Annotated in this window: 17 protein-coding genes and 1 pseudogene; 15 read left to right on the top strand and 3 right to left on the bottom strand. The window is 31.4% G+C overall.

The features are described from left to right. Positions 1–949: 949 nt before the first annotated feature. The 3 genes from A8C32_RS12240 to A8C32_RS12235 all read left to right on the top strand — a co-directional run bounded on the left by A8C32_RS12240 (position 950) and on the right by A8C32_RS12235 (position 2,949). On the top strand, positions 950–2,011 hold the full coding sequence (locus A8C32_RS12240) for a hypothetical protein (RefSeq protein WP_069830716.1): 1,062 nt from the start codon (positions 950–952) through the stop codon (positions 2,009–2,011). A gap of 154 nt (positions 2,012–2,165) precedes the next feature. Beyond that, the gene (locus A8C32_RS20685; protein ID WP_165605838.1) at positions 2,166–2,339 is read left to right on the top strand and encodes a hypothetical protein; all 174 of its coding nucleotides are present in this window, start codon (positions 2,166–2,168) and stop codon (positions 2,337–2,339) included. 4 nt (positions 2,340–2,343) lie between these two features. Then, positions 2,344–2,949, top strand: a complete 606-nt coding sequence (locus A8C32_RS12235) for a hypothetical protein (protein WP_069830715.1) — start codon at positions 2,344–2,346, stop codon at positions 2,947–2,949. Between the two features lie 101 nt (positions 2,950–3,050). On the opposite strand, the gene A8C32_RS12230 is transcribed toward A8C32_RS12235, so the two are convergent. Beyond that, positions 3,051–4,352, bottom strand: coding sequence for a leucine-rich repeat-containing protein kinase family protein (locus tag A8C32_RS12230; RefSeq protein ID WP_069830714.1), 1,302 nt, complete (start codon positions 4,350–4,352; stop codon positions 3,051–3,053). A 513-nt stretch (positions 4,353–4,865) separates the two neighbouring features. Here A8C32_RS12230 and purL point away from each other — a divergent pair. Further along, the gene (gene purL, locus A8C32_RS12225; protein WP_069830713.1) at positions 4,866–8,546 is read left to right on the top strand and encodes a phosphoribosylformylglycinamidine synthase; all 3,681 of its coding nucleotides are present in this window, start codon (positions 4,866–4,868) and stop codon (positions 8,544–8,546) included. A gap of 12 nt (positions 8,547–8,558) precedes the next feature. Further along, positions 8,559–10,268, top strand: a complete 1,710-nt coding sequence (locus tag A8C32_RS12220; protein ID WP_069830712.1) for a T9SS type A sorting domain-containing protein — start codon at positions 8,559–8,561, stop codon at positions 10,266–10,268. 228 nt (positions 10,269–10,496) lie between these two features. Here A8C32_RS12220 and A8C32_RS19985 read toward each other — a convergent pair. Beyond that, a pseudogene (locus A8C32_RS19985) lies at positions 10,497–10,715 on the bottom strand (transposase); the annotation flags it as partial. A 301-nt stretch (positions 10,716–11,016) separates the two neighbouring features. On the opposite strand from A8C32_RS19985, the gene A8C32_RS12215 reads away from it, so the two are divergent. The 10 genes from A8C32_RS12215 (at position 11,017) to A8C32_RS12170 (ending at position 25,291) form a co-directional block, all read left to right on the top strand. Next, positions 11,017–12,789, top strand: a complete 1,773-nt coding sequence (locus tag A8C32_RS12215) for an AMP-dependent synthetase/ligase (protein ID WP_069830711.1) — start codon at positions 11,017–11,019, stop codon at positions 12,787–12,789. Positions 12,790–12,897: 108 nt separating this feature from the next. Further along, a complete protein-coding gene (locus A8C32_RS12210) occupies positions 12,898–13,341 on the top strand; it encodes a MarR family winged helix-turn-helix transcriptional regulator (protein WP_069830710.1) in 444 nt (147 codons plus the stop codon). Positions 13,342–13,354: 13 nt separating this feature from the next. Continuing rightward, positions 13,355–15,763 carry a 3-hydroxyacyl-CoA dehydrogenase/enoyl-CoA hydratase family protein gene (locus tag A8C32_RS12205; protein WP_069830709.1) on the top strand — a complete coding sequence of 803 codons (2,409 nt, stop codon included), beginning with the start codon at positions 13,355–13,357 and terminating at the stop codon, positions 15,761–15,763. Positions 15,764–15,828: 65 nt separating this feature from the next. Continuing rightward, complete coding sequence (locus A8C32_RS12200; RefSeq protein WP_069830708.1) at positions 15,829–16,131, top strand: four helix bundle protein; 303 nt, start codon at positions 15,829–15,831, stop codon at positions 16,129–16,131. A gap of 101 nt (positions 16,132–16,232) precedes the next feature. After that, positions 16,233–17,426 (top strand): acetyl-CoA C-acyltransferase, encoded by a 1,194-nt coding sequence (locus tag A8C32_RS12195; RefSeq protein WP_069830707.1) that lies wholly within the window; start codon positions 16,233–16,235, stop codon positions 17,424–17,426. Positions 17,427–17,536: 110 nt separating this feature from the next. After that, complete coding sequence (locus tag A8C32_RS12190) at positions 17,537–19,339, top strand: acyl-CoA dehydrogenase FadE (RefSeq protein WP_069830706.1); 1,803 nt, start codon at positions 17,537–17,539, stop codon at positions 19,337–19,339. Between the two features lie 104 nt (positions 19,340–19,443). Then, complete coding sequence (locus A8C32_RS12185; protein WP_069830705.1) at positions 19,444–19,914, top strand: DUF6265 family protein; 471 nt, start codon at positions 19,444–19,446, stop codon at positions 19,912–19,914. 1 nt (position 19,915) lies between these two features. Continuing rightward, positions 19,916–21,250: a M28 family peptidase gene (locus tag A8C32_RS12180; RefSeq protein WP_069830704.1), complete on the top strand. Its 1,335-nt coding sequence runs from the start codon at positions 19,916–19,918 to the stop codon at positions 21,248–21,250. 47 nt (positions 21,251–21,297) lie between these two features. After that, the gene (locus tag A8C32_RS12175) at positions 21,298–22,950 is read left to right on the top strand and encodes a M1 family metallopeptidase (protein ID WP_069830703.1); all 1,653 of its coding nucleotides are present in this window, start codon (positions 21,298–21,300) and stop codon (positions 22,948–22,950) included. A gap of 277 nt (positions 22,951–23,227) precedes the next feature. Then, entirely contained in the window at positions 23,228–25,291 is a 2,064-nt protein-coding gene (locus A8C32_RS12170; RefSeq protein WP_069830702.1) for a hybrid sensor histidine kinase/response regulator, read from the top strand. Here the strand turns inward: A8C32_RS12170 and A8C32_RS12165 are convergent. Next, a complete protein-coding gene (locus tag A8C32_RS12165; RefSeq protein WP_069830701.1) occupies positions 25,288–26,754 on the bottom strand; it encodes a MoxR family ATPase in 1,467 nt (488 codons plus the stop codon). The genes A8C32_RS12170 and A8C32_RS12165 overlap by 4 nt on opposite strands. Positions 26,755–26,759 lie beyond the last annotated feature (5 nt).

Genomic DNA, 26,759 nt, shown 5'->3' with positions numbered 1-26,759 from the left:
GTATTACTTAACATTGAAAACGGTGAAATGAAAGATTATAATTAGTTTGCTTTAATATATGGTAAAAACCGAAAGAGGACACACAACTCACTTAATATCAAAAAGATTTAATAATTGTTCTGATTTAGACCTGACAGGTTTTGATTTTATAGACATTGTTATTTTAGTAGTAGTAGTAGTGAACTATTTTTTATAATGTACTAAGAACATGCCTTAAAAATTAAGAAATACTTCTATTAAAACGTTAAAACCCTGTAAAATAATCCTGTACATAAAAAAAAGCATTTGGTTTGTTTTGTTTTAAAATCTTATCATTGTTCAGTTTTATATGAGAACCTAAATACTCAAATAAATTCAGCACAGGCAAGTTCAGGTTAATGAAAAGTATTATTACTAGTTCTAGATTAGATTAACTATATATGACTCTGTTTTTTTGAGTCTTATTATTTTTTAATCAATAGGATTAAAATCTCTGGCAAAAAACTATTGTTTTTTTCGATTTTTAAATAGGAAAAATTACTTATTTTTATAAAATAAAAGCGACAGAAGCTTACTATATACTAACTCATTTGTAGGGTTTAAATAATAAGAGTTAGTAAAAGAAGTATTAGGAATAATATCTGAATAAAAACTGATTACACACCATAATAAGATTAATTGCTAACTCAAGTCTACTTACGAAAACCCTTTTAGGTTTTCTATTCAATTTATATTCGAAAACTTAGTCACTTAAAGCATGTAACTAGTTATACAAAATATTATATATAACTCATAAACCAATCAAAATCAATAAAAAATGACATCAGAAAATTTCGATAACCATACAATATTTGACAGACTAAAATCTTTGGAAGAAATTTTAATGAATGATGATGTTAAGAAAAAAATTGACCTTGAAAAGTTATCTTTTTTCTAGACTGTTTATTCATATATAAACCAACGTGTTAAATTGACTATTCCTGATTTAGTACAACAAACTGAATTAGATTCTTTGAGTATTGAACTAAATGGAGGGATTTCAAAAACAAATAGCTTTTTAGGAAATAATAATACAGGACATCTGATCAACGCAACAAATAGCTTTAATGCTGCTATAAATAAAATCAAGAGCTTTCCAATTCCTGTAGCCAAAGCTGACTTTAATTTTTCGCGAAAAATTGCTGATTTTGAGAAAACAGCAAAAAGCAAATACAAATCGTTAGAGAAAGAGAAAGACCAACTAAAATCTGAAATTGAAAATTTCAAAACAGATCTAATATCAAAAGAAACAGAAACCCAAAGATTGCTTAAACTCATTGAAGGAAAAGAAACAGAAATTCAAAACTTGAACTCAACATTTCAAACTAATTTTAATAATATAAAATCAAAGCACAATCAAAATTTTGAAAACGACAAAAAAACTTATCGTGCAGAGATAGATAAAGTCAAGGAATCATTTCGTGATGAAATTAACGAATTAAAAAACAGTATTGATACAGACACTACAAGTACAATTACACAACTCAATACTAAACTTACTGAAGCAAAAAAACTTGTAAATCTAATAGGAAATGTAGGTGTTACAGGGAATTATCAAAATATTGCGAACAATCATAAAAAAAGCGCTAATTTTTGGAGAGGCTTTGCAATTCTATTCATGAGTATTTTTTCTGTTCTTTTAGTATGGACTATTATTGATTTAAGTTCATTGGGATTTGATTGGACAAAGTCCCTAATTAGACTTGTTGCTGCAGCTGCTCTATCATACCCAGCAACCTATGCAGCTCGTGAATCATCAAAACACAGAAAATTAGAAACTATAAATAGAAATGCTGAACTAGAATTAGCTTCAATTAATCCTTTTATAGAAGATCTTTCAGATGATAAGAAACAAATAATTAAAGAAAAACTAGTCGGAAAATATTTTGGGAATAATAAGGATAATAACTTTTTAGACACAAAGGAAACTGAAGGTTTATCTATTCCTGCTTTTGAGAAACTATTAAGTGCTATATCAAAATTGAAAGAATAAAGTACTGTACCCAATTCTATAATTACTATATGCTTTTATATAATGAATAACCCCGCAGCAAGCTGAGAGGAATTCTTTAGATTAAATTAGATACTTAAAACAACGTAACAAAAATGGAATAATTTTTGTACATTTGAATTAGAATTCATTCTTTATGAAAAAAGAACAAACATCATTACTTGTTGCTTTAGCAGCTAAATTAAAAAAAGAACACACTTCTAAGGAGTCAGCTATTGAATCCTTAAGTTCAGCAGGTATTATAACTAAAACAGGAAAAATAACTAAATCTTTTCCCAATTTAGAAAGAGTACTTTCTGTTGCTGAATAAATAAATGTATAGTTCAAGGTCTAATATATTAATTGGATTTCACGGTTGTGATGAATCCGCTAGAGACGAACTACTCACAAAACCTAAAAATGTAAAAATTAGTGAAAAGCCTTTTGATTGGTTAGGTCATGGTTTTTATCTTTGGGAAAATAATTATGATAGAGCCCTAGAATGGGCAAAACACAAGCAAAAAAGAGGAAAAATAAAAAAAGCTTCAGTAATAGGAGTTGTTTTCACTTTAGATTATTGCTTAGATTTAATTGATAGTGAATTCATTAAAATGCTGTCAATTTACTATCAGTTAATGGAAAAAGACTTCTCATCCATTGGTAAAGAATTGCCAAAAAATAAAGACGTTAAAGAAGACGAACATAAAGATTTATTGATAAGAGAATTAGATTGTGCTGTAATACAATATCTTCATCAAAAAATAAAAGAAGAAATAAAAAGCGACAAAAATACTTCTATTAAAGAATTTGATACAGCTAGAGGTGTTTTTACAGAAGGAGGTCCGGCATTTCCAGGTGCTGGAATTCAGAAAAAAAGCCATATTCAAATTTGCATACGAAATATGGACTGCATAAAAGGTTTCTTTTTACCACGAAAATAGCCTATTCACTCTTCTTAAGGTTTATAACCAAGGTTAACAATCTTTCCCTACCTCCAAATTCAAAAACAAAACGAATAACTAACTACCCTCCAATAATCAACCTAAAACCCTTCCAACACCTCCAAAACCTCAGAAAAACCAATACGAGACTTAACATCTGTAACTCTGCAATCCGCAATTAATTTTTGCCATTTATTACGAAGCTCATTACTCATTTCGTTTTCACTAACAAGACCTAATACATCTTCTAACAAACAAGTATATGCACGTACTTCAATACGTTCAATATTATGGGCTAGATCTGAATTAACATCATAAAAAGAAGCAGCACCAAAATCTCCCAAAAGACATTCTGCCGTTTTATTTACCAATATATTGTGAGCATAGAGGTCACCATGATTAATCCCTTTGCTGTGTAGCTGAGAACAAACTGAGGCGATACTTTTTGCAATTTTCAACAACTCATCTCCATTAAAAACAGATGTCTCATCAAACACATCTCGCGTGCAAGTTTTAAAATTAGGCGGATTACCTAAATTAATATACGTTGGAGATATAAGCCTCATTATTAATCCACTTTTCTTTTCAGGGTGGTTCTTTATTTTCCCTAAAACTGAGATTAAATTATCATGTGCCCCAGCTGCGATAGATATTCCCATTTCATCTTCTGGTAATCCATCACTCGTTACATCACCTTTAAAAATCTTAACGGCGATGTCCTCTTTTTTAGAAATCCAATGTGCTTTCGAAATAAATCCTGAAGCACCTTCACCTAATTGCTCTTTAATAGTAAAGTCTTCCCATTGGAACGATTCAAAATCAGTATTTAATGGAATTTGGCGTGCAGCAGGGTTCCCTCCAAAGGCTACCCAAGATAATTTAGGCAACTCGAATAACCATTTTGGAATTGACTTAAGTTTATTAGCCGAAATTCTAATGAGTTCTAAATTCAAGCAATTTGCCATTTCTGGAGGTAACTCTTCAATTTGGTTACCTGCTAGTGCACATTTTTGAAGCAGCCCACAATCTCCAATACTTTTAGGTAATTTTTTAATCTTATTATCAGTTAAAATTAACCAATTTAGCTTGGGAGGAAATACATTTTCTGGCACAGTTTGGATTTGGTTGGATTTAAAACCAATCATATTCAAAACAGGGAATTCTTTTAATATTTTAGGGAATTTTGTAAAATTATTACGTGCAAAAAAAATGATTTTCAAATGTTTTAACTTAGATATACTATCTGGCAACTCGGTTAATTGATTGTCTGATAAATCTAAAATCTCTAAAGTATCTACTAAAGATAATATAGCTTCTGGGAAGGTTTTTAAACCACAAGCTAATTTTAATCTTTTTGTACCAATTAGTTCTCCTGATTTTAATGCTTCTAAAGTGTGCGTCATGTTTAAAATAATAGTCTGCAAACTTAAACTATTATTGACTTTTATTAGCTGTTAAACTTGTTAAACCCATTTTATGTATAAAAACATATCATTTTAGGAGGTACGACGAAGTAATCTCTCTAGATTTATAAAATTGCCATGTCATCCCCTCACAATGATACTTAAAATATTGATTTTAATGCTTGATAAAAAAAGCTTCAAACTACTCTAATGTTTTATGGAAACTCCTATTTGCGTTAGCGATTGCAACGGCATCCTTTTTTAACTTGAGAACTAAAAACTTTGTCTAGCACTATAAATTTACAGATTGCCATGCCGTGCCTCCTCGCAATGACATTTTAAAAAAGATATAGTGGAAAGCGCGCCCCCTTTTCGGGGTAACGCCCAAAACGTTAAAATAGCTGTTTAAAACATCATGAATAACTCTCAATTTTCAATATAATATTTAGTTCTAAATACGACAAAAAGAAGTAAATTTGCACTTTTAATAATCGCAACAAAATCAACATAATAATGATTCATTTCTTTGGAAACGTAAGTAGCAAAGTATTTGCTGTACAGACAGTAGAAGAATTATCAACAGAGAATATCTCAAAATTAAACTGGCTTTTTGGAGATCTGCCTAAAATAGAGCAAGCATCGTTGGATGCTTTTTTTATTGGTCCAAGAGCAGCCATGATTACGCCTTGGAGTACCAATGCTGTGGAAATTACCCAAAACATGGGTATTGAAGGTATTGTAAGAATTGAAGAGTTTGAAGCTAAGGCTGAAGATTTTAGTGATTTTGACCCGATGATTTCTGAGAAATTTAATGGACTGAATCAAGAGTCTTTCACGATTGATATTGAACCTGAAGCGATATTAAATATTGAGGATATTGCAGCTTACAACCAACAAGAAGGATTATCGTTAAGTGATGAAGAGGTTGCTTATTTGGATGGTGTTGCAAAAAAAATAGGAAGACCTTTAACCGATTCTGAGGTTTTTGGATTTTCGCAAGTGAATAGTGAGCACTGTCGTCATAAAATTTTTAATGGTACATTTATTATTGATGGTGAAGAAAAACCTATGTCACTCTTCAAGATGATTAGACAAACGTCTGAAGAAAACCCTAACGATATTGTTTCTGCATATAAAGATAATGTGGCTTTTGTAAAAGGTCCAAAAGTGGAACAATTTGCTCCTAAACGTGCCGATGTTCCAGATTATTATACAACTCAAGAATTTGAATCTGTTATTTCACTTAAAGCAGAAACGCATAACTTTCCAACAACAGTAGAGCCTTTTAACGGTGCTGCAACTGGTGCTGGTGGAGAAATTAGAGATAGACTTGCTGGTGGTAAAGGATCACTTCCTTTGGCTGGAACGGCAGTTTACATGACCTCTTATTCTCGTTTGGAAGAAAACAGACCTTGGGAACAAAAATTTGAAGCTAGAGATTGGTTGTACCAAACGCCAATGGATATTTTAATAAAGGCATCTAACGGTGCGTCTGATTTTGGTAATAAATTTGGACAACCCCTAATTTGTGGTTCGGTATTAACTTTCGAACATGAAGAAAATGCAGCAGCTAGTGCTTCGCTACCAAGAAAACTTGGTTTCGACAAAGTTATTATGCAAGCTGGTGGAATTGGTTATGGTAAAAATGAACAAGCTTTAAAGGATACACCTAAAAACGGAGATAAAATAGTAATTCTTGGTGGTGAAAACTACCGTATTGGTATGGGTGGTGCTGCAGTATCGTCTGCAGACACTGGTGAATTTGCTTCGGGTATAGAATTAAATGCTGTGCAACGCTCTAACCCTGAAATGCAAAAACGTGCTGCTAATGCAGTTCGTGGTATGGTAGAAAGCGATGAAAATTTTATAGTTTCTATTCACGATCATGGTGCTGGTGGACATTTAAACTGTCTTTCTGAACTTGTTGAAGATACTGGTGGAAAAATAGATTTAGATGCTTTACCTGTTGGAGACCCAACACTTTCTGACAAGGAAATTATTGGCAACGAATCTCAAGAACGTATGGGGCTTGTAATTGCCGAAGAACATATTAAAACGCTTAACAAAATTGCAGATCGTGAACGTTCACCAATGTATACTGTTGGAGATGTTACTGGAGATAATCGTTTTACTTTCCAAAGTAAAACCAAAGGTAATAAACCTATGGATTTAGCTTTAGAGGATATGTTTGGAAGTTCTCCTAAAACAGTTTTAACAGATAATACAATTAAGAGAAACTATAAAAACTCAAGATACAAAACCAAAAATTTACAAATATATTTAGAGCAAGTTTTACAACTTGAAGCTGTTGCTTGTAAAGATTGGTTAACTAATAAGGTAGATAGATGTGTTGGAGGTAAAGTTGCCAAACAACAATGTGTTGGTCCTTTACAAATACCTTTAAATAATGTTGGTGTTATGGCCCTAGATTATAATGGAAAAGAAGGTATTGCAACCTCTATTGGGCACTCGCCTATTTCTGGATTAATTCATCCAGAGGCAGGAAGTAGAAATTCTATAACAGAATCTTTAACTAACATTATTTGGGCGCCTTTAAAAGATAATTTAGCATCTGTGTCGCTTTCTGCAAACTGGATGTGGCCTTGTAAAAACGAGGGTGAAGATGCGCGTTTATATAAAGCTGTTAAAGCAATTTCGGAATTTTCTATCGATTTAGGAATAAATGTGCCTACTGGAAAGGATTCCCTTTCTATGAAACAGAAATATAAAGATGGAGAAGTTATTTCTCCGGGTACCGTTATTATTTCTGCAGCTGGAAATTGTAATGAAATTTCTAAAGTTGTAGAACCTGTTTTAAAACAAAATGGGCAAAACATCTATTATATAAATATTTCTCAAGATACTTTTAAATTAGGTGGTAGTTCTTTTAACCAAGTTTTAAATACAATTGGTAACGAAGCACCAGATGTAAAAAATACAGCTTTTGTAAAAGATACTTTTAATACTATTCAAAATTTAATTAAAGCAGATAAAATTTCTGCTGGACACGATGTGGCTTCTGGTGGTTTAATTACTACCTTGTTAGAAATGTGTTTTGCAGATGTTAATTTAGGTGCAGATTTTGATATCTCTGCTTTAAATGAAGAAGATTCTTTAAAAGTATTATTTGCTGAAAACTCTGGAATTGTTTTTCAAGGTGATGCTTCTATAGAAACTGTTTTATCCGAAAATAATATTGAATTTTTTAATATAGGTACAGTAAATAATACTGCTACTTTAAATATTAAAAACAACGAAGATAATTTCTCTTTTGATATTGCCGAAATGAGAGATGTTTGGTATAAAACTTCCTATTTATTAGACCAAAAACAAACGGCTAACAATTTAGCTAAAGACCGTTTTAATAATTATAAAAAACAACCTCTACAATATACATTCCCTAAGAATTTTACTGGAAAACTCCCAGTAATAGATTCTAATAAAACAAGACCTAAAGCTGCTATTTTACGCGAAAAAGGATCTAATAGTGAACGTGAAATGGCGAATGCCATGTATTTAGCTGGTTTTGATGTTAAGGATGTACATATGACCGATTTAATTTCTGGTCGTGAAACATTAGAAGATATTCAGTTTTTAGGAGCTGTAGGAGGTTTTAGTAACTCTGATGTGTTAGGTTCTGCTAAAGGATGGGCAGGCGCTATTAAATACAATGAAAAGGCTAATAAAGTTATTAAAGACTTTTTTGCTAGAGAAGATACATTATCGGTTGGTATCTGTAATGGTTGTCAATTATTTATGGAATTAGACCTTATTAATCCAGAACATGATGTGCATGGAAAAATGATACATAATGATTCTAAAAAACACGAAAGCTCATTTACTTCTGTAGCTGTTCAAAAAAACAACTCTGTAATGCTATCAACACTAGAAGGTACAACTTTAGGGGTTTGGATTTCTCATGGAGAAGGAAAATTTAATTTACCAAAAACAGAAGATCAATATAATATTGTTGCTAAATATGGTTACGAAGGGTATCCTAATAACCCAAATGGTTCAGATTTTAACACTGCTATGTTATGTGATAAAACAGGACGTCACTTAGTAACTATGCCACATATAGAGCGTTCTACGTTTCAATGGAACTGGGCAAATTATCCTGAAAACAGACAGGATGAAGTCTCTCCTTGGATTGAGGCCTTTACGAATGCCAAAAAATGGATTGAAAATAACTAACACACTCCTATAATGATTAAAAAAAACTTATGGGCTTTGGCCCTAACATTGCTATCTATTAGTACAGATGGCTTCTCCCAAGCAACAGTTACTGTTGAAAACAATTACAACAACTGGAATTGGGATAATGTCCATGTTGCAAAGAACCCCTATATTAGTATAGCTATTGTTCCAGATGCTGCTGGAAGAATGCTTGAATACAATTTAGGAAGTGCGACTTCTCTTTGGGTAAACCCAAATTTATTTGGACAAAAATTCACGAATAACGATGAAGTAAATGGCACTGCAGATTGGAGAAACTTTGGTGGCTTTAGGTTAGTAGCTATACCTAGAAATACTGTAGCTGTAAATAAAGACGGCAAAACAAACCGTTGGCCACCACCAGTAGTTATTGGTGATAGTCCCTATACCGTTAGTCATTCTCTTGCTAATGGCAAACATGTTATTAATGCCATTTCTGGAATTCAAGAATTACCAGTACCAACATTCGACCGTTCTACCAGAACCTATTTTCATCCAACAACCATTGATGAAGAACTTCAATACGAACGTGACTTATATATTGATGATGAAACGTCATTAGTACATATTAACCATAAACTTCACAATAGAGGTACTCAAAGTGTTAACCGAGGTATTATGACTACAAGTCAACATATATCAAGAAGCGCTCCTCTTTTAGAAGATGGAGAAAACTTTGTAGCCTATATTCCTTTTAGTGAAAATTTAAAGTTACCGAATGGTGAACAATACCATATTGGTGCAACTGCTCAAAGTCATTGGAATTTTGTTAACAGAAACAGAATGCCTTTAGATATGAACAACCAACAGCATTTGGATTTATATTATAACAATGGAACTAATTGGACTGGAGAAGTAGCTCCTGGTATTTTTGAATTACATTATGATTATTATATCATGAGTGAATTTCAAATTATTTCATCTAAAGCATGGATTTGCTTCGTAAACAAGACAAACAACACTGCTTTTGCCAAAATGTTTCAACCTTTAGATAAAAGTAAAACTTACGAATACGGCATCAACATGTCTATTTATAATAGTGCTTTAGAAACAGGATATTTAGAAACTGAAGTAAAAACACCTATTGAAACCATAGCTCCTGGCGCTTTTTTAGAGTACTCTGAAACTCAAGCCGCTGCCAAAATAGCTTCTACACCTGTTTTAGATGTTAATAGAACTGGTGTTATTACTCAAAAATTAAGTTATACTCCTAATACACAAAAACTAAACGGAAAGTTTGGTGTTTTCGTTGCTGGTCGAGCTTTTATTAGAGTACTAAACAATACAAATCCATTAGAGGAAATTCAACTAGAAAATGTAACCCCCTTAAAAGCACTAGTTATAGATAAAACTATTATCGAAAACGCTAATACTACAACGTATCAATTATTAATTGAAGATACATCTAATGTAGAACACTTGCTAGATACATTTTCTACAGCAGCTTTAAGCACAGAAGATTTTTCTAATGGTGATATACTATCTGTAACACCTAATCCTTTTATAAATAAATTAAATATAAACACTATCAATCAAAATTACCAAGTAGATTTATATGATTTAAAAGGAAAAAAATTAAAGACTATTAAAAACTTATCGGATAATCAAACCATAGACTATTCAAATTTTGCTTCAGGAATTTATTTCCTTAAAGTTCAAAACGAATCTAGTTCGAAAACATTAAAGGTTATTAAAAAATAACTTTTAAACCCCTATAGTGTATAAAAAAGCGTCTATTTAAAGGAGGCTACTGAAAAAAGTAAGTCTCTTTTCAAAAAGAGAGTTTCATATAAGAGATTTCACGAGCTAATTTTGTGAAATCTCTTTTTGGTTTATAGGTTCTCAAAGTTGTTTGGACTCTCTTAAAAAGGCTTATTTTAGTTTAAATGGTATTATAATCAAAACGGTATTGTTTTGTCTCATTTTGGACTAGTTTAAATTTAAAATTCTTTTCAAATTCACAGTAAATATGGTTAAAGCACTCTGCATTTGCATATTTTCTATACCATAAGATATAGCTCTTCCATAACTATGAGCGTTTTTTAATTCTCCATTTTTAGCTTCTATTTTATAACGATGTTTTGATTTCTCTTTGAAGTAATCTGATGTTTCAAACTCAATTTGTTCTTTATGAATGTCAAACTGTACTCGCTTAACCGAAGAGATTCCTGTTGAACTATCAGGAATACAAAATACAAAAAAACGGCAAGTATCTAAAATACTTACCGCTTTTATTTAAGTTCGTGACTTTTTCAATAGCCTCGTTTAAAGGCGCTTTTTTTTATGCAAATCATATCTCGTTTTTATCATTAAAAAAGGGAATATCTATTTAATACTAGAAAAACTACTTTTTAATAATTATATTATCAAATACCTACTCTTTTATAAACATATTTGAAAATCGTATTTATTTTCATACTTTGCAATACACTTTTTATAAAAAAAGCAAATGACTGAAATAACTAGACTTTTTGATTTCCCTTATTACCAATTAGAAAACAAACCCAATGCCTCTGCCTTAGTTACAAAATATAATGGTGAATGGGTGAAAACATCTATTCAAGAATATATAAATAAGGCTAATGCAATAAGTAGAGCATTATTAAAACTAGGTATCAATAAAAATGATAAAATAGCTATTATTTCTACAACAAATAGAACAGAATGGAATATCGTAGATATTGGTGTACTTCAAATAGGCGCACAAAATATTCCTATTTATCCAACTATTTCTTCTGAAGATTACGAATATGTATTAAACCATAGTGAATCTATTTATTGTTTTGTTTCTGACAAAGAAGTTTTAGAAAAAATAAATAAAATTAAAACTAATACAAAATTAAAAGAAATATACTCTTTTGATCATATTGAAGGTTGTAAACACTACTCAGAATTATTTGAGCTTGGTAAAGACGAGTCTAATCAAAAAGATGTTGAAGATAGAAAAGACAGTATAAAACCAACAGATCTGGCTACCATTATTTACACTTCAGGTACAACAGGAAAACCTAAAGGTGTTATGCTTTCCCATTGGAATATTACAAGTAATGCTTTAGATAGTTCTGTTAGACTTCCCTTTAAAGAAGGAGAAGTTAGAATATTAAGTTTCCTACCTATTTGTCATGTTTTTGAACGTGTACTTATATATCTATATCAATATGCGAGTTTCTCAATTTATTTTGCCGAAGGCATGGATAAAATTGGAGAAAACGCTAAAGAAATTAAGCCTCATTTAATGAGCGTTGTTCCTAGGTTACTTGAAAAAGTATATGACAAGATTATAGCAAAAGCGCAAGATTTAGGCAGCATAAAAAAAGGATTATTCTTTTGGGCTTTAAGCTTAGGCGAAAAATGGGAACCTTATAAAAAGAATGGGTGGTGGTATGAATTTAAACTTAGCATAGCTCGCAAATTAATTTTTAGTAAATGGAAAGCTGCTTTAGGTGGTGAACTAACAACAATGGTATCTGGTAGTGCTGCACTTCAACCAAGATTAGCTAGAGTTTTTTGCGCCTCTGGAATGCAAATTATGGAAGGCTATGGATTAACTGAAACATCCCCTGTTATATCTGTGAGCATGTACAAAGAAAATAAATTAAAAATTGGCACTGTAGGTAAACCTATTGATAACGTAGAAATTAAAATAGCTGAAGACGGCGAAATACTTATCAAAGGTCCTAATGTTATGCTTGGCTATTATAAAGATCCTGAAAAAACTGCTAGTGTTATGACAGGGGATTATTTTCACACGGGCGATAAAGGAGAAGTAGATGTTGATGGTTTTTTAAAAATCACTGGAAGAAAAAAAGAAATGTTTAAAACATCTGGAGGAAAATATATTATTCCTACACTTTTAGAAAATGACTTAAAACAATCTCGTTTTATAGAACAGATCATGGTTATAGGTGAAGGTGAAAAAATGCCAGCAGCGCTAATTCAACCAAATTTTCACTTTATTTCAGATTGGATTGACAAGAAAAACCATCCCATAGGTAAATCATATGAAGATATTATTAATTCAGAAATAATTCAATCTAGAATCCAAGAGGAAGTTGACAAATGCAACAAAAAGTTTGGTAAATGGGAACAAATTAAAAAATTCGAGCTAACGCCTGAAATTTGGTCTATTGATTCTGGTCACCTTACCCCCACTCTAAAAATGAAACGTGATATCATAAAAGAGAAGTATCTAAATCTAATTGAAAGAATTTACCGTCCTTAAAAAAATACTGTAGTATATTTAATCTACAAGGGTAAGTACAAATTTTAACACAATTTATTATGCATGCATAATAAAATTATTTATCTTTGAACTCGTCAAGCTAAAGAAATGAAAGATAAAACTATTGATTATGTACTAAGGACTACATGGTTAGCGGTTCAAAAAATGTATAATGAGGAAGCTGCTAAATTTGATAGCACGATGGCTACAGGATTTACTTTATTAAGTATAGATCCTGAAAAAGGTACGCCTTCTACTGCTTTAGGACCAAAAATGGGAATGGAAGCAACTAGTTTATCTAGAATCTTAAAAACAATGGAAAAAAAGGGTTTAATTCAACGTAAACCTAATCCTGAAGACGGTCGTGGTGTTATCATTTCACTTACCGATTTTGGTCTAGAAAAAAGAGACTATTCTAAAAAGAAAGTCTTAACATTCAATGAAGCTATAACTAATAATATTCCAGAAGAAAAATTAAGGCATTTTTATGAAGTTGCAGAAGTTATTAATGATATAGTTTCAAATAAAAAAATATACAATCAATCCGAATAGTTAACAATTTAGAATGAGCAAACGAAGAATTAAAAAAGTAGCCATTATTGGTTCTGGAATTATGGGAAGCGGCATTGCATGTCATTTCGCTAACATTGGTGTAGATGTATTATTATTAGATATAGTTCCTAAAGAACTTAATGATAAAGAAAAAGCAAAAGGCTTAACACTAAAAGATAAAGTCGTAAGAAATCGTTTGGTAAATGATGCTCTCACTGCTTCTTTAAAATCTAAGCCCTCCCCTATTTATCATCAAAAATTTGCTAGTAGAATTACTACAGGAAACCTTGACGATGATATTTCTAAAGTAGCCCATGTAGATTGGATCATGGAAGTTGTTGTTGAACGCTTAGATATTAAAAAAAGTGTTTTCGAAAAACTTGAAGAACACAGAACTCCTGGCACATTGATAACAAGTAATACTTCTGGAATTCCTATCAAATTTATGAGTGAAGGTAGAAGTGATGATTTTCAAAAACACTTCTGTGGAACACATTTTTTTAATCCTGCCCGATACTTAAAATTATTTGAAATTATTCCTGGGCCAAAAACAGATGCATCTGTTATTAATTTTTTAAATAACTATGGCGAAAAATTTTTAGGAAAAACTGCTGTAGTAGCTAAAGATACACCTGCTTTTATTGGAAATAGAATTGGTATTTTTAGCATAATGAGTTTATTCCATACAGTTAAAGATATGAATTTAACTATTGAGGATGTCGACAAATTAACAGGTCCTGTTATTGGCAGACCAAAGTCTGCTACTTTTAGAACCGTTGATGTTGTTGGTTTAGACACTTTGGTACATGTTGCTAACGGCATTGAAGAAAACTGCAAAAAAGATGAACATTTAGAATTGTTCAAATTACCAGGTTTCATCAATACCATGATGGAAAACAAATGGTTAGGAAGCAAAACTGACCAAGGTTTTTATAAGAAACAAGTTTCTACAGATGGTAAAAAAGAAATTTTATCATTAGACCTTAATACTTTAGAATACCGTTCTGCAAAAAAAGGAAAATATGCAACGTTAGAATTAACAAAATCTGTTGATAAAGTTGTAGATCGTTTTAAAATATTAATATCAGGAAAAGATAAAGCTGGTGAATTTTACAGAAAAAGCTTTACTTCGCTATTTGCTTACGTTACCAACAGAATACCTGAAATAACAGACGAGTTGTATAAAATAGATGATGCTATGAAAGCTGGATTTGGTTGGGAACATGGACCATTTCAAATCTGGGATGCTATTGGCGTAGAAAAAGGTATTGAACTCATGAAAGCTGAAGGTTTAGAACCTGCTCCATGGGTAAATGAGATGTTAGCATCTGGAAGTTCATCATTCTATACCATAAAAAATGGAGCAACTTATGCTTATGATATTCCAAAGAAATCCCAAGAAAAAATCCCTGGTCAAGATGCATTCATCATATTAGATAACATAAGAAAATCTAAAGAAGTCTTTAAAAACTCAGGTGTTGTTATAGAAGATTTAGGTGATGGTATTCTAAATTGTGAATTCCAATCTAAAATGAACACCATAGGGGGTGATGTTTTAGCAGGTTTAAATAAAGCAGTCGATTTAGCCGAAAAGGATTTTGAAGGCTTAGTAATAGGAAATCAAGGCTCCAATTTCTCTGTGGGTGCTAACATTGGTATGATATTCATGATGGCTGTAGAACAAGAATATGATGAGTTAAATGGTGCTATTAAGTATTTTCAAGATACTATGATGCGTATGCGCTACTCCTCTATTCCTACTATTTCTGCTCCTCATGGGATGTCACTTGGTGGCGCTTGTGAATTATCGATGCATGCCGACAAAGTTGTGGCTGCTGCCGAAACTTATATTGGTTTGGTAGAATTTGGTGTAGGTGTTATCCCTGGTGGAGCTGGATCTAAAGAAATGGCTTTAAGAGCTTCAGATACTTTTAGAAAAGGAGATGTAGAATTAAACACTTTACAAGAATACTTCTTAACCATAGGTATGGCTAAAGTAGCAACATCTGCTTATGAAGCCTTCGATATGGGAATCCTACAAAAAGGAAAAGATATCGTTGTGACAAATAAAGATAGACAAATAGCAACAGCCAAAGCACACGCCAAATTAATGGCAGAAGCAGGATATACAAAACCTGTTAAACGTAAAGATGTAAAAGTATTAGGGAAACAAGCTTTAGGTATGTTTTTAGTAGGAACAGACGCTATGGAAGCTTCTAATTATATTAGTGAACATGATCATAAAATAGCAAACAAACTAGCTTATGTTATGGCAGGAGGCGACCTATCTGAGCCAACTTTAGTAAGTGAACAATACTTATTAGATCTAGAACGCGAAGCCTTTTTAAGTTTATGCACAGAACGAAAAACATTAGAACGTATACAGCATATGTTGAAAACGGGAAAACCGTTGAGAAATTAAAAAATCTTTTGACATAAGACTAGATGACGAAAGACGATAAGACAGTATTTTAAAAATTAATAAATATGACTGCAAGGCATAACTATGGAAAATTAACTATTTGGAAAGATGACATAAGTATCGTTAAAGAAGCTTATTCAACAACTAAAAAATTTCCTAAATCTGAAGTTTACGCTTTATCTAGTCAAATGCAACGCTGTTCTATATCAATTCCGTCAAATATTACTGAAGTTACAAGCAAAGGTACTGATAAACATTTTTTACAATATTTAGAAACAACGTTAGGATCTGCTTCTGAATGGGAAAACCAACTGATAATTTTATTTGAAATTCGATATATCACAGAGGAAACATTCAAGCACTTATAAAGAAAAATTCAAACTATTCAAGGAATGTTAACACGTTATTATGGAAAACTTGAGCAAGTCTTAAGTCCTACGTCAAAACATTCTAAGTCAAAAATATAACTATGAACAAAACAGCATATATCGTAAAAGCATACAGAACAGCAGTTGGTAAAGCTCCAAAAGGAGTTTTCAGATTTAAGAGAACTGATGAGTTAGCTGCTGAAACCATACAACATATGATGAAAGAGCTACCGCAACTGGACAAAACCAGAATTGACGATGTCATTGTTGGTAATGCTATGCCTGAAGGTTCTCAAGGTCTAAATATGGCTAGGCTAATTTCGTTAATGGGATTAGAGTCTGTAGATGTTCCTGGAGTCACTGTGAATCGTTTTTGCTCGTCAGGAATTGAAACTATTGGTATAGCAACAGCAAAAATTCAAGCAGGTATGGCAGACTGTATTATTGCTGGTGGAGCAGAAAGTATGAGTGCTGTGCCTATGACTGGTTTTAAACCTGAACTAAATTATAATATTGTTAAAGCAGGACATGAAGATTATTACTGGGGAATGGGTAATACTGCCGAAGCTGTAGCGAATCAATTTAAAGTATCTCGAGAAGATCAAGATGAATTTGCATTCAACTCACATATAAAAGCTTTAAAAGCTCAAGCTGAAAATCGTTTTCAAGATCAAATCGTTCCTATAGATGTTGAGCAAACTTACATTGACACCAACGGAAAAAAAGCAACAAAAAAATATACAGTTACAAAAGACGAAGGTCCTCGTAAAGGCACAAGTATTCAAGCCTTAGCTAAATTACGTGCTGTATTTGCTCAAGGCGGAAGTGTAACTGCAGGAAACTCATCACAAATGAGTGACGGTGCTGCTTTTGTTATGATTATGAGTGAGGCCATGGTTAAAGAATTAAACCTTGAACCTATAGCACGCTTAGTTAACTATGCAGCAGCAGGTGTAGAACCTCGCATTATGGGGATTGGCCCCGTTAAAGCCATTCCTAAAGCATTGAAACAATCCGGTTTACAACAAAGCGATTTAGAACTTATTGAGTTAAATGAAGCTTTTGCTTCGCAATCACTTGCTGTAATTAGAGAATTAAATCTAAATCCAGATATCGTAAACGTTAATGGCGGTGCCATAGCACTTGGTCACCCATTAGGTTGTACAGGAGCTAAATTATCTGTTCAATTATTTGATGAAATGCGTAAGCGTGATATGAAAGGTAAATATGGAGCTGTAACCATGTGTGTAGGAACAGGACAAGGTGCTTGTGGGATATTTGAATTTCTTAACTAGAAATTAAATAATTAGAAGCCTAAAAATTAGACTTCAAAACAATATAAAATAATTACAAACAGTCTAGATTCTATCAATCTAACTGTCCATAATCTCAAAAAACTAAACTAATGGAAAAAGACATTTTACGTGGTGGTCAATTCTTAGTCAAAGAAATCAATTGCGAAGATATATTCACACCCGAAGATTTCAATGAAGAACAACTCATGATGAAAGAGGCTGTTACCGAATTTGTAGACAGAGAAATTTGGGCAAAAAAGGCACAGTTTGAAAAAAAGGATTATAAGCTAACAGAGTCTTGTATGCGTAAAGCTGGAGAGCTAGGATTTTTAAGTGTTTCTATACCTGAAGAATACGGAGGCATGGGAATGGGATTCATTTCAACCATGTTAGTTTGTGATTACATTTCTGGAGCCACAGGCTCTTTTAGTACTGCTTTTGGTGCGCATACCGGTATTGGTACTATGCCAATTACACTATATGGTACTGAAGAGCAAAAACAAAAATACGTTCCAAAATTAGCTAGTGGCGAATGGTTTGGAGCTTACTGCTTAACAGAACCAAGTGCGGGTAGTGATGCCAACTCTGGAAAAACTAAAGCCGTTTTATCTGAAGACGGAAAAACATATCGTATTACTGGACAAAAAATGTGGATATCAAATGCTGGTTTTTGTAGCGTTATGATCGTTTTTGCTCGTATTGAAGATGACAAAAATATTACAGGATTTATTATTGAATATGATCCTGAAAATCCTAATGGTATTACATTAGGAGAAGAAGAACATAAGCTTGGAATTCGAGCATCCTCGACAAGACAAGTATTTTTTAATGAAACAGTAGTCCCTGTCGAAAACATGCTTTCCTCAAGAGGGAATGGCTTTAAAATAGCTATGAATGCCTTAAATGTAGGGAGAATAAAATTAGCCGCTGCTTGTTTAGATGCACAACGCCGTGTTATCACAGAATCTGTAAAATATGCTAATGAGCGTATTCAATTTAAAACACCTATTTCTAGTTTTGGAGCGATTAGACAAAAAATTGCTGAAATGGCTACCAACTGTTGGGTTGGAGAAGCAGCTAGTTATCGTGCTGCAAAAAATATTGAAGATCGTATAGAATTAAGACGAAATAACGGAAAAGACACCCATCAGGAAGCTGAATTAAAAGGTGTTGAAGAATATGCCATAGAATGTTCTATTTTAAAAGTGGCCGTTTCAGAATATACTCAAAGATGTACAGATGAGGGTATTCAAATTTTTGGAGGTATGGGCTTCTCTGAAGAAACTCCAATTGAATCTACATGGAGAGATGCTCGTATTGCTAGAATTTATGAGGGTACCAACGAGATTAACAGAATGTTAAGTATTGGCATGCTTATAAAAAAAGCAATGAAAGGTCATGTCGATTTATTAGGCCCTGCTACAGCAGTTGCTAATGAGTTAACTGGTATTCCTTCTTTTGACACTCCTGATTTTTCTGAATTATTTTCTGAAGAAAAAAGTATTGTAAAAAACCTTAAAAAACTATTTTTAATGGTAGCTGGTGCTGCTTTACAAAAATATGGTGAAAAAATTGAACAACACCAACAATTAATGTTAGCCTCATCAGACATACTAATTCAAATATACATTGCTGAATCTGCTATTTTACGTGCAGAAAAAATGGTTAAAAAAAATGGAGAAGATAATGTAAAGGAACAAATAGCTATGGCTAAATTAAATTTATTCCATGCTATTGATGTTATTGAAACTGCTGGGAAACATTCTATTATTTCTTTCTCTTCGGGAGATGAACAACGTATGATGCTTATGGGACTTAAGCGTTACATTAAATATGTAAACATGCCCAACATTATAGAATTAAGAGATATTATTGCTAAAAAAGTAATCACAGAAAACAAGTATACCTTATAGCTATAAATAGTATTATAGTGTGACTAGCTCAATTCTAAAAACGCTTCAAGAGATATTTTTGAGGCGTTTTCTATTTTCATTAAATTAGATAAAAATAAAAAAACATGAAAAAGCTAGTTATTATATACTTATTCTTAATATCTACAACTCTAATAGCTCAAAAAACTCAAACTCTTGGATCCAAATTAGAAAATATATCATGGATTTCTGGTAATTGGAAAGGAGAAGCTTTTGGAGGTATTACAGAAGAAAATTGGAGTGAACCCTCTGGAGACTCCATGATGGCAACCTTTAAACTTATTGATAAAGGGCGTGTTGTATTTTATGAAATAGAAATTATTAGAGAAATAAATAACACACTCATACTTCAATTAAAACACTTTAATAATGATTTAAAAGGTTGGGAAGCAAAAGATGAAACCATAGACTTTCCTTTAAAAAAAATCACGCCAACTAAAGTCATTTTTGAAGGCATGACTTTTGAAAAAATAAATTCTAATGAAATGAATGTATATGTAGATATACATCAAAAAGATGGCTCTATAAAAACTGTTAAATTCAATTATACTAAATAATATGAAGTCTCTTATATTTACAATTTCACTTCTATTTTCATATGTAATAGTTGCTCAAACAAATCAACAACTATATGCTATTATTGATAGTATTTCCGAAAAAAGAATCCAAAAAGATATACTAACACTTGTTAATTTTGGTACAAGAAATACATTTAGTGATACACTTTCAAACACTAGAGGTATTGGTGCTGCAAGGCGTTGGATAAAATCTGAATTCGAAACTATTTCAAAAACATGTCATAATTGCTTGAATGTGTTTTACCAAAAAGACTTTGTTTCCAAAAAAGGTAATAAACGTGTACCACATGACGCTTGGGTTGTTAACGTTGTTGCTATTCAAAAAGGAACAAAATATCCAAATCGTTATATAATTATGAGTGGGGATATCGATTCTCGTGCTAGTGACACCATGGATTATAATACAGATGCTCCAGGTGCTAATGACAATGCTTCTGGAATGGCAGGCACTATTGAAGCAGCAAGAGTACTAAGTCAATATAAATTTGAAAGCAGTATTATTTATGTTGGTCTTTCTGGTGAAGAACAAGGTCTTTTTGGAGGTGCTGGATTAGCAAAGTATGCTAAAGAAAAAAATTGGGATATAATAGGCGTTTTAAATAACGACATGATTGGAAACATTAAAGGTATTGATGGTGTAATAGACAATAGAACCTTTAGAATATTTTCTGAACCGGTTGCCCCTACCGAAACTGAACGCGAAAGAACTTTACGTCGTTTTTATGGCGGTGAGGTTGATGGTATTTCACGTCAATTAGCACGTTATATATATAAGACCACTAAAACTTATATGCCCGAGATGAATCCAATGATGGTTTATCGGTTAGATCGTTTTGGAAGAGGTGGACATCATCGTCCATTTAATGATTTGGGGTATTCTGGTATTAGAATTATGGAAGCTCATGAAAATTACACGCAACAACATCAAGACATTCGCGAAGAAAATGGTATTAAATATGGAGATGTTATTGAGCATGTTAATTTTGAATATGCAAAAAAACTTACAGCCATAAACGCTATAAACTTGGCAAGTATTGCATCTGCTCCTCCTGCTCCAATGCATGTAGCTATTGGAGGTATTGTACAACCCTCTGTTAAATTTAAATGGAACAAAGTTAAAGGAGCTATAGGTTATAAAATTTATTGGCGAGATACCACATCTCCTACCTGGGATTACAGTCGCTATGTTGGAAATGTTTCAGAATTTACCTTAAAAGGTATTGTTATTGATAATTATTTTTTCGGAATAGCATCTATAGGAAAGAATGGGTTTGAAAGTGTTGTTACATTCCCTAATAAAATCTTTAAAGATTAACATAGTCTTAAAAACCTTTTTCGTTAATTTTAAACAAAATTAAACCCATGATTAATCGTTTCTTTTTTCTATTATTCGTTTCCATAGTTTCATGTATTTCGATACAAGCTCAAGGTTTATTAAGTGAAAAAGCAAACTTTTCTAGACAAGATACTTTAAGAGGAAGTATTACTCCCGAACGTCAATGGTGGGATTTAACTTACTATCATTTAGATATTAAAGTTGATATCGATAATAAATTTATCTCTGGAAAAAACACTATTCAATATAAAGTTTTGGAAAATCAAACTGTAATGCAGATTGATTTACAATCACCTATGAAATTATTAAAAGCAATACAAAGTGGTGAGGAATTACAAATTAAACATGACGGTAATGCACATTTTATTACATTAATAGATAATCAAGATATAGGAGAAATTAAAATCCTAGATGTATATTATGAAGGCCATCCAAAAGAAGCTATAAAGGCACCTTGGGATGGTGGTATATCATGGAAAAAAGACAATAATGAGAATCCTTTTGTTGCCTCTTCATGTCAAGGTTTAGGTGCTAGTGTATGGTGGCCTTGTAAAGATCATATGTATGATGAGGTAGATAGCATGACTATTAGTGTTAATGTTCCAAAAAACCTAACAAACGTTTCTAATGGAAGGTTACGACGCATAGATCAATATGGTGATACAAAAACATACACTTGGTTTGTTAAAAACCCAATAAATAATTATGGTGTAAATATTAACATAGGGGATTTTGCTAATTTTTCGGAAACTTATGATGGTCTAGGAGGAAAATTAGATCTTAATTATTACGTTTTAAAAGATAATCTTGAAAAAGCGAAAGCACACTTTAGACAAGTGCCTATGATGATTGAATCTTTTGAGCATTGGTTTGGACAATATCCATTTTACGCAGACAGTTTTAAACTTGTGGAAGCCCCTTATTTAGGTATGGAACACCAAAGCTCTATAACTTATGGTAATGGTTATAAGAATGGTTATTTGGGTAATGATTTATCTGGTACTGGTTGGGGCTTAAAATTCGATTTTATTATTGTACATGAAGCTGGACATGAATGGTTTGCTAATAACATTACTAACAAAGATATTGCAGATATGTGGATTCATGAAAGCTTTACTGCATATTCCGAAAGTTTATTTTTAGATTATCACTATGGCAAACAAGCTGCTTCAGAATATATTATAGGTACTCGTAAAAATATTCTAAACGATCGCCCTTTAATAGGTCTTTATAATGTAAACCATGAAGGATCTTCCGACATGTATTATAAAGGGGCTAATATGCTTCATACATTAAGACAACTAATTAAAGATGATAACAAATGGCGTAAAATTTTACGTGGGTTAAATATAACTTTTTATCATAAAACAGTTACTACACAGCAAATTGAAGATTATTTATCTAAAGAAACAGGCATGGATTTAACGGCTTTTTTTAATCAATATTTAAGAGATATACGTATTCCTACTTTAGAGTATTCTATAAGACAAAAAACGTTAAAATATAAATGGACTAATATTGTAGATAAATTTAATATGCCTATAATCATTGAAATTGGAGATAAAAAACAATGGTTACATCCAAAATCAGAATGGCAAACATACACAATTCCTTCTAGTAAAATGCTACTTAACATCGATCCCAATTTTTACATCAATTCTAAGAAAATCATTCAATAATAAATAACAAAAAATATTCTTAATTTTCATAAAAAAACAAGAATAAAAGACAGAAGGAAGAATTATTTCTTATAATAATATAGCTTTTATATTAAATTATTAAAGATTAATTATTCCAAGAAAGAAATAAACTACAAATCGTAACCTTTTTTAAATCAGTGCTATAGATTAATACCACTTTTTTTTACTCATATATTTCTAGTTACAATAAACAAATTGTGTTTTACATACTATCTATAACTAGAAAATTATTAAATTAGTCTTAAAAACCAACCAAATGCCAATTTTTTTTTCTAATCGCTATTTACATATAATAGCTATTATATTATTTTTTTTATCAATTAATACATGTAGTAATACATCTATCTTATCTGAAAAAGAAAGTACATATCTAGAAAACAACCCTGATTTAACTGTAGGTATATATATAAGTTATCCACCTTATGAATTCTTAAACAATAAAGGGCAAGTAGATGGTATCTTATTAGACTATTTAAAAAAACTAGAAAGCAATATTAGTCATACTTTCAAAAAGAAATATTACCGAGAATGGCAATTACTCATTGATGACGCTAAACAAAATAAGGTTGATATCATTCTAAATATACAAAACACTGAAGAAAGAAGAACTTATTTAACTTTTACTGAACCTGTTTTTAAAGGGAAACACATTATACTAACTAAAAACGATAAAAAACTATCTATTAAAGACTTAAAAAACAAGAAAGTAGCAGTAGGCTCTAAATACTCAATAGAGGAATATTTAAGTAAGAAATATCCCGAAATAATTCTTACTCCTAGAATAGATGAAAAAGCATGTATTAAAGCTCTTATTAATAATGAAGTAGATGCTTATATAGGACTAGAAACCATTAGTCTGCACATTATTGCTAAAGAGGGTTATACAGGCTTAAAAAAACAAAGTACTTTAAAATACAATAATGAATTAAGTTTTGCGTCTTCAAAAGACAAACCTATACTTGCAAGTATTATAAAAAAGGGAAATAATTCTATTAACTTAGAAGAAAAAAATGAGATTATAAATAAATGGCTGTACGATATCAATGTCCCGTTTCATAAAAAACCCGATTTTTGGAATATAGCACTCAAAGTATTAGTATTAATACTCATACTCTTTTTGTTTTTTATATACTATTTAAAACAAGAAGTTAAAAGAAGAACTAAAGCGCTATTCAAAGCAAAACTAATAGCTGAAAAGAATAACCAGCTTAAAACCTTATTCTTACAAAACATATCTCATGAAATAAAAACACCTCTTAATATTATTACAGGTTTTTCAAATCTTTTAAAATATAATAGTTTAAGTAAAGAAAGTAAAGCTGAATATTTAAACAATATTATTCAAGAAAGTACTAATCTTACTAGTATATTAAATGACATTATTGAAATATCTGAACTCAAATCGCAAAAAATAGAACCAAAAAATAAAATTATAAACATATACAAAGAAGTCAACTCTTTGTATGAAATATACAAACCAAAAGCACTTCACAAAAATTTAAGTTTTGAGTTTCAAAATTTAATAACATCAGATAAAAGTTATATCATTACTGATAAACATCGATTAATTAAAGCCATTAGCAAGATACTTGATAATGCTATAAAGTTTACAGATAAAGGGCACATCTCATTTATTTCTACTATTCAAAATAATGAATTATTAATAACTATTAACGATACAGGCATTGGTATAAACCCTGAAAAAATTAATGCTATTTTTAGCGAATTTTATCAAGAAGAGAGAAAACTTTCTAAAAAATATGATGGCTTAGGTGTTGGGTTATCTATTGCTAACAAAAATATAAAATCTTTAGGCGGACATATAACAATTGATAGCACTCCAAATGAAGGTTGTAAATTTTCTATTAATTTACCTTTAGAAATATCAACTTCTCCTATAAAAGATACTTTAGTTACAAAGCCTTTAAATAATAATGATTCTTTAAAAATTATTATAGCTGAAGATATGAAGCTTAATTATCTTGTATTACATAAAATGTTAGACAAGTTAATTGCCCAAGAAAACCATATTTCTTGGGCTCAAAACGGTTTAGAGGCTATTAAACTAGTTGAACAATCTAGCTATGATATTATTTTTATGGATATAAAAATGCCTATTGTTGATGGATATGAAGCTACAAAAAAAATAAAAAAAATAGACCCTAATATTTGTATTATAGCTCAAACTGCCTATAACCATGAAGAAGCAATAAACAAAGCCTCTATAGCTGGATTCGATGGTTATTTAACAAAGCCCATAGATTCTGGAATCTTAAAAGTTGTTTTGCAACAAGACCTCCAAATCAATGTACTGGATTAAATACCGCTAATAAAGCTACCATATGGATCTTTAAATTGAATCCCTTCAGAAAATCTATGTTTACTTAATTGTTTAAATTCAACTAAAGCCCATAACACAAACTCTTTAACAAAATAACTATCTTCTTTTAATAAATTAGGTTGATGCTCCCTTAATAAACTATCTAATGGAGAAATATTATCTAACAAACTTTTATATTCTTTATCATTTAAATCGTCTAATAGCTTAAAACCTTCTTTTTGATTAAAAAACCAAGAAACAACATCATCATAAGGACTTTCTTCTTCTTGTTTTTGTAGTTTTCCTATTTTAGGAAAAAATTTAGAAAATAAGCTTTTAACAGCTGCACCAATTAAATTATAAGCTACAACGGCTGCACCTTCTTGCTCTCCTTCATAAACCAATTCAACTTTTCCAGTAATAGACGGTATAATCCCTACAAAATCTGACAATCTTAAAGTTGTTTGCTCATCCCCCATCATTAAAGCGCGTCTTTCAGCTGTACTTAATAAATTTTCTAAAGCTGTAATACTTAAACGTGCACTTACACCACTTTTTGCATCTATATATTCACTTTCTCGGGCTTCAAAAACAATTTGTTCTAATAAATCTCTTGCTAAATCTGGAACTTGTACTGTGTCTTTTTGGCTCTCAACACTTTTTGCTTCTTGTTCGGTAATTAACCTTGCTGTTTCAATATCAACTGGATAGTGCGTTAAAATTTGAGATCCTATTCTATCTTTTAAAGGCGTAACAATACTTCCTCTATTTGTATAATCTTCTGGATTTGCAGTAAATAAAAACTGAATATCTAAAGGCAACCTCAACTTAAATCCTCTTATTTGAATATCGCCTTCTTGCAGAATATTAAATAGCGCTACTTGTATTCTAGCTTGTAAATCTGGTAATTCATTTATAACAAAAATACAACGGTTGGCTCGTGGAATCATACCATAATGAATTACTCTATCGTCTGCATAACTTAGTTTTAAATTAGCTGCCTTTATAGGATCTACATCTCCAATAATATCTGCTACAGTTACATCTGGAGTTGCTAGTTTCTCAGCAAAACGATCATTTCTATGCAACCAAGAAATTGGAGTATCATCCCCTTTTTCATTAATTAATTCTGTTGCAAAACGAGAAATAGGTTGTAAAGGATCATCATTAATTTCAGAACCTTCTATAAAAGGAATATACTCATCTAATAAATTTAGCATTAAACGTGCTAACCTTGTTTTTGCTTGTCCGCGTAATCCTAATAAGTTAATATTGTGTCTTGACAAAATGGCACGTTCTAACTCTGGAATTACAGTGTTTTCATAACCATGAACACCTTTAAAAGTGGTTTCTTTATTTTTTATTTTCCGAATTAAATTATCTCGCAGCTCATCTTTTATAGATTTACTTTTATATCCTGATTTTTTTAATTCTCTTAATGTGTTTATTGTTTCTATATTCATGTTCT

The organism is Flavivirga aquatica (genome assembly GCF_001747085.1).
GTDB classification, from domain to species: Bacteria; Bacteroidota; Bacteroidia; order Flavobacteriales; family Flavobacteriaceae; genus Algibacter_C; species Algibacter_C aquatica.
The sequence above is the reverse complement of the archived record's forward strand: the minus strand, read 5'-3'. Positions and strand labels throughout refer to the sequence as shown.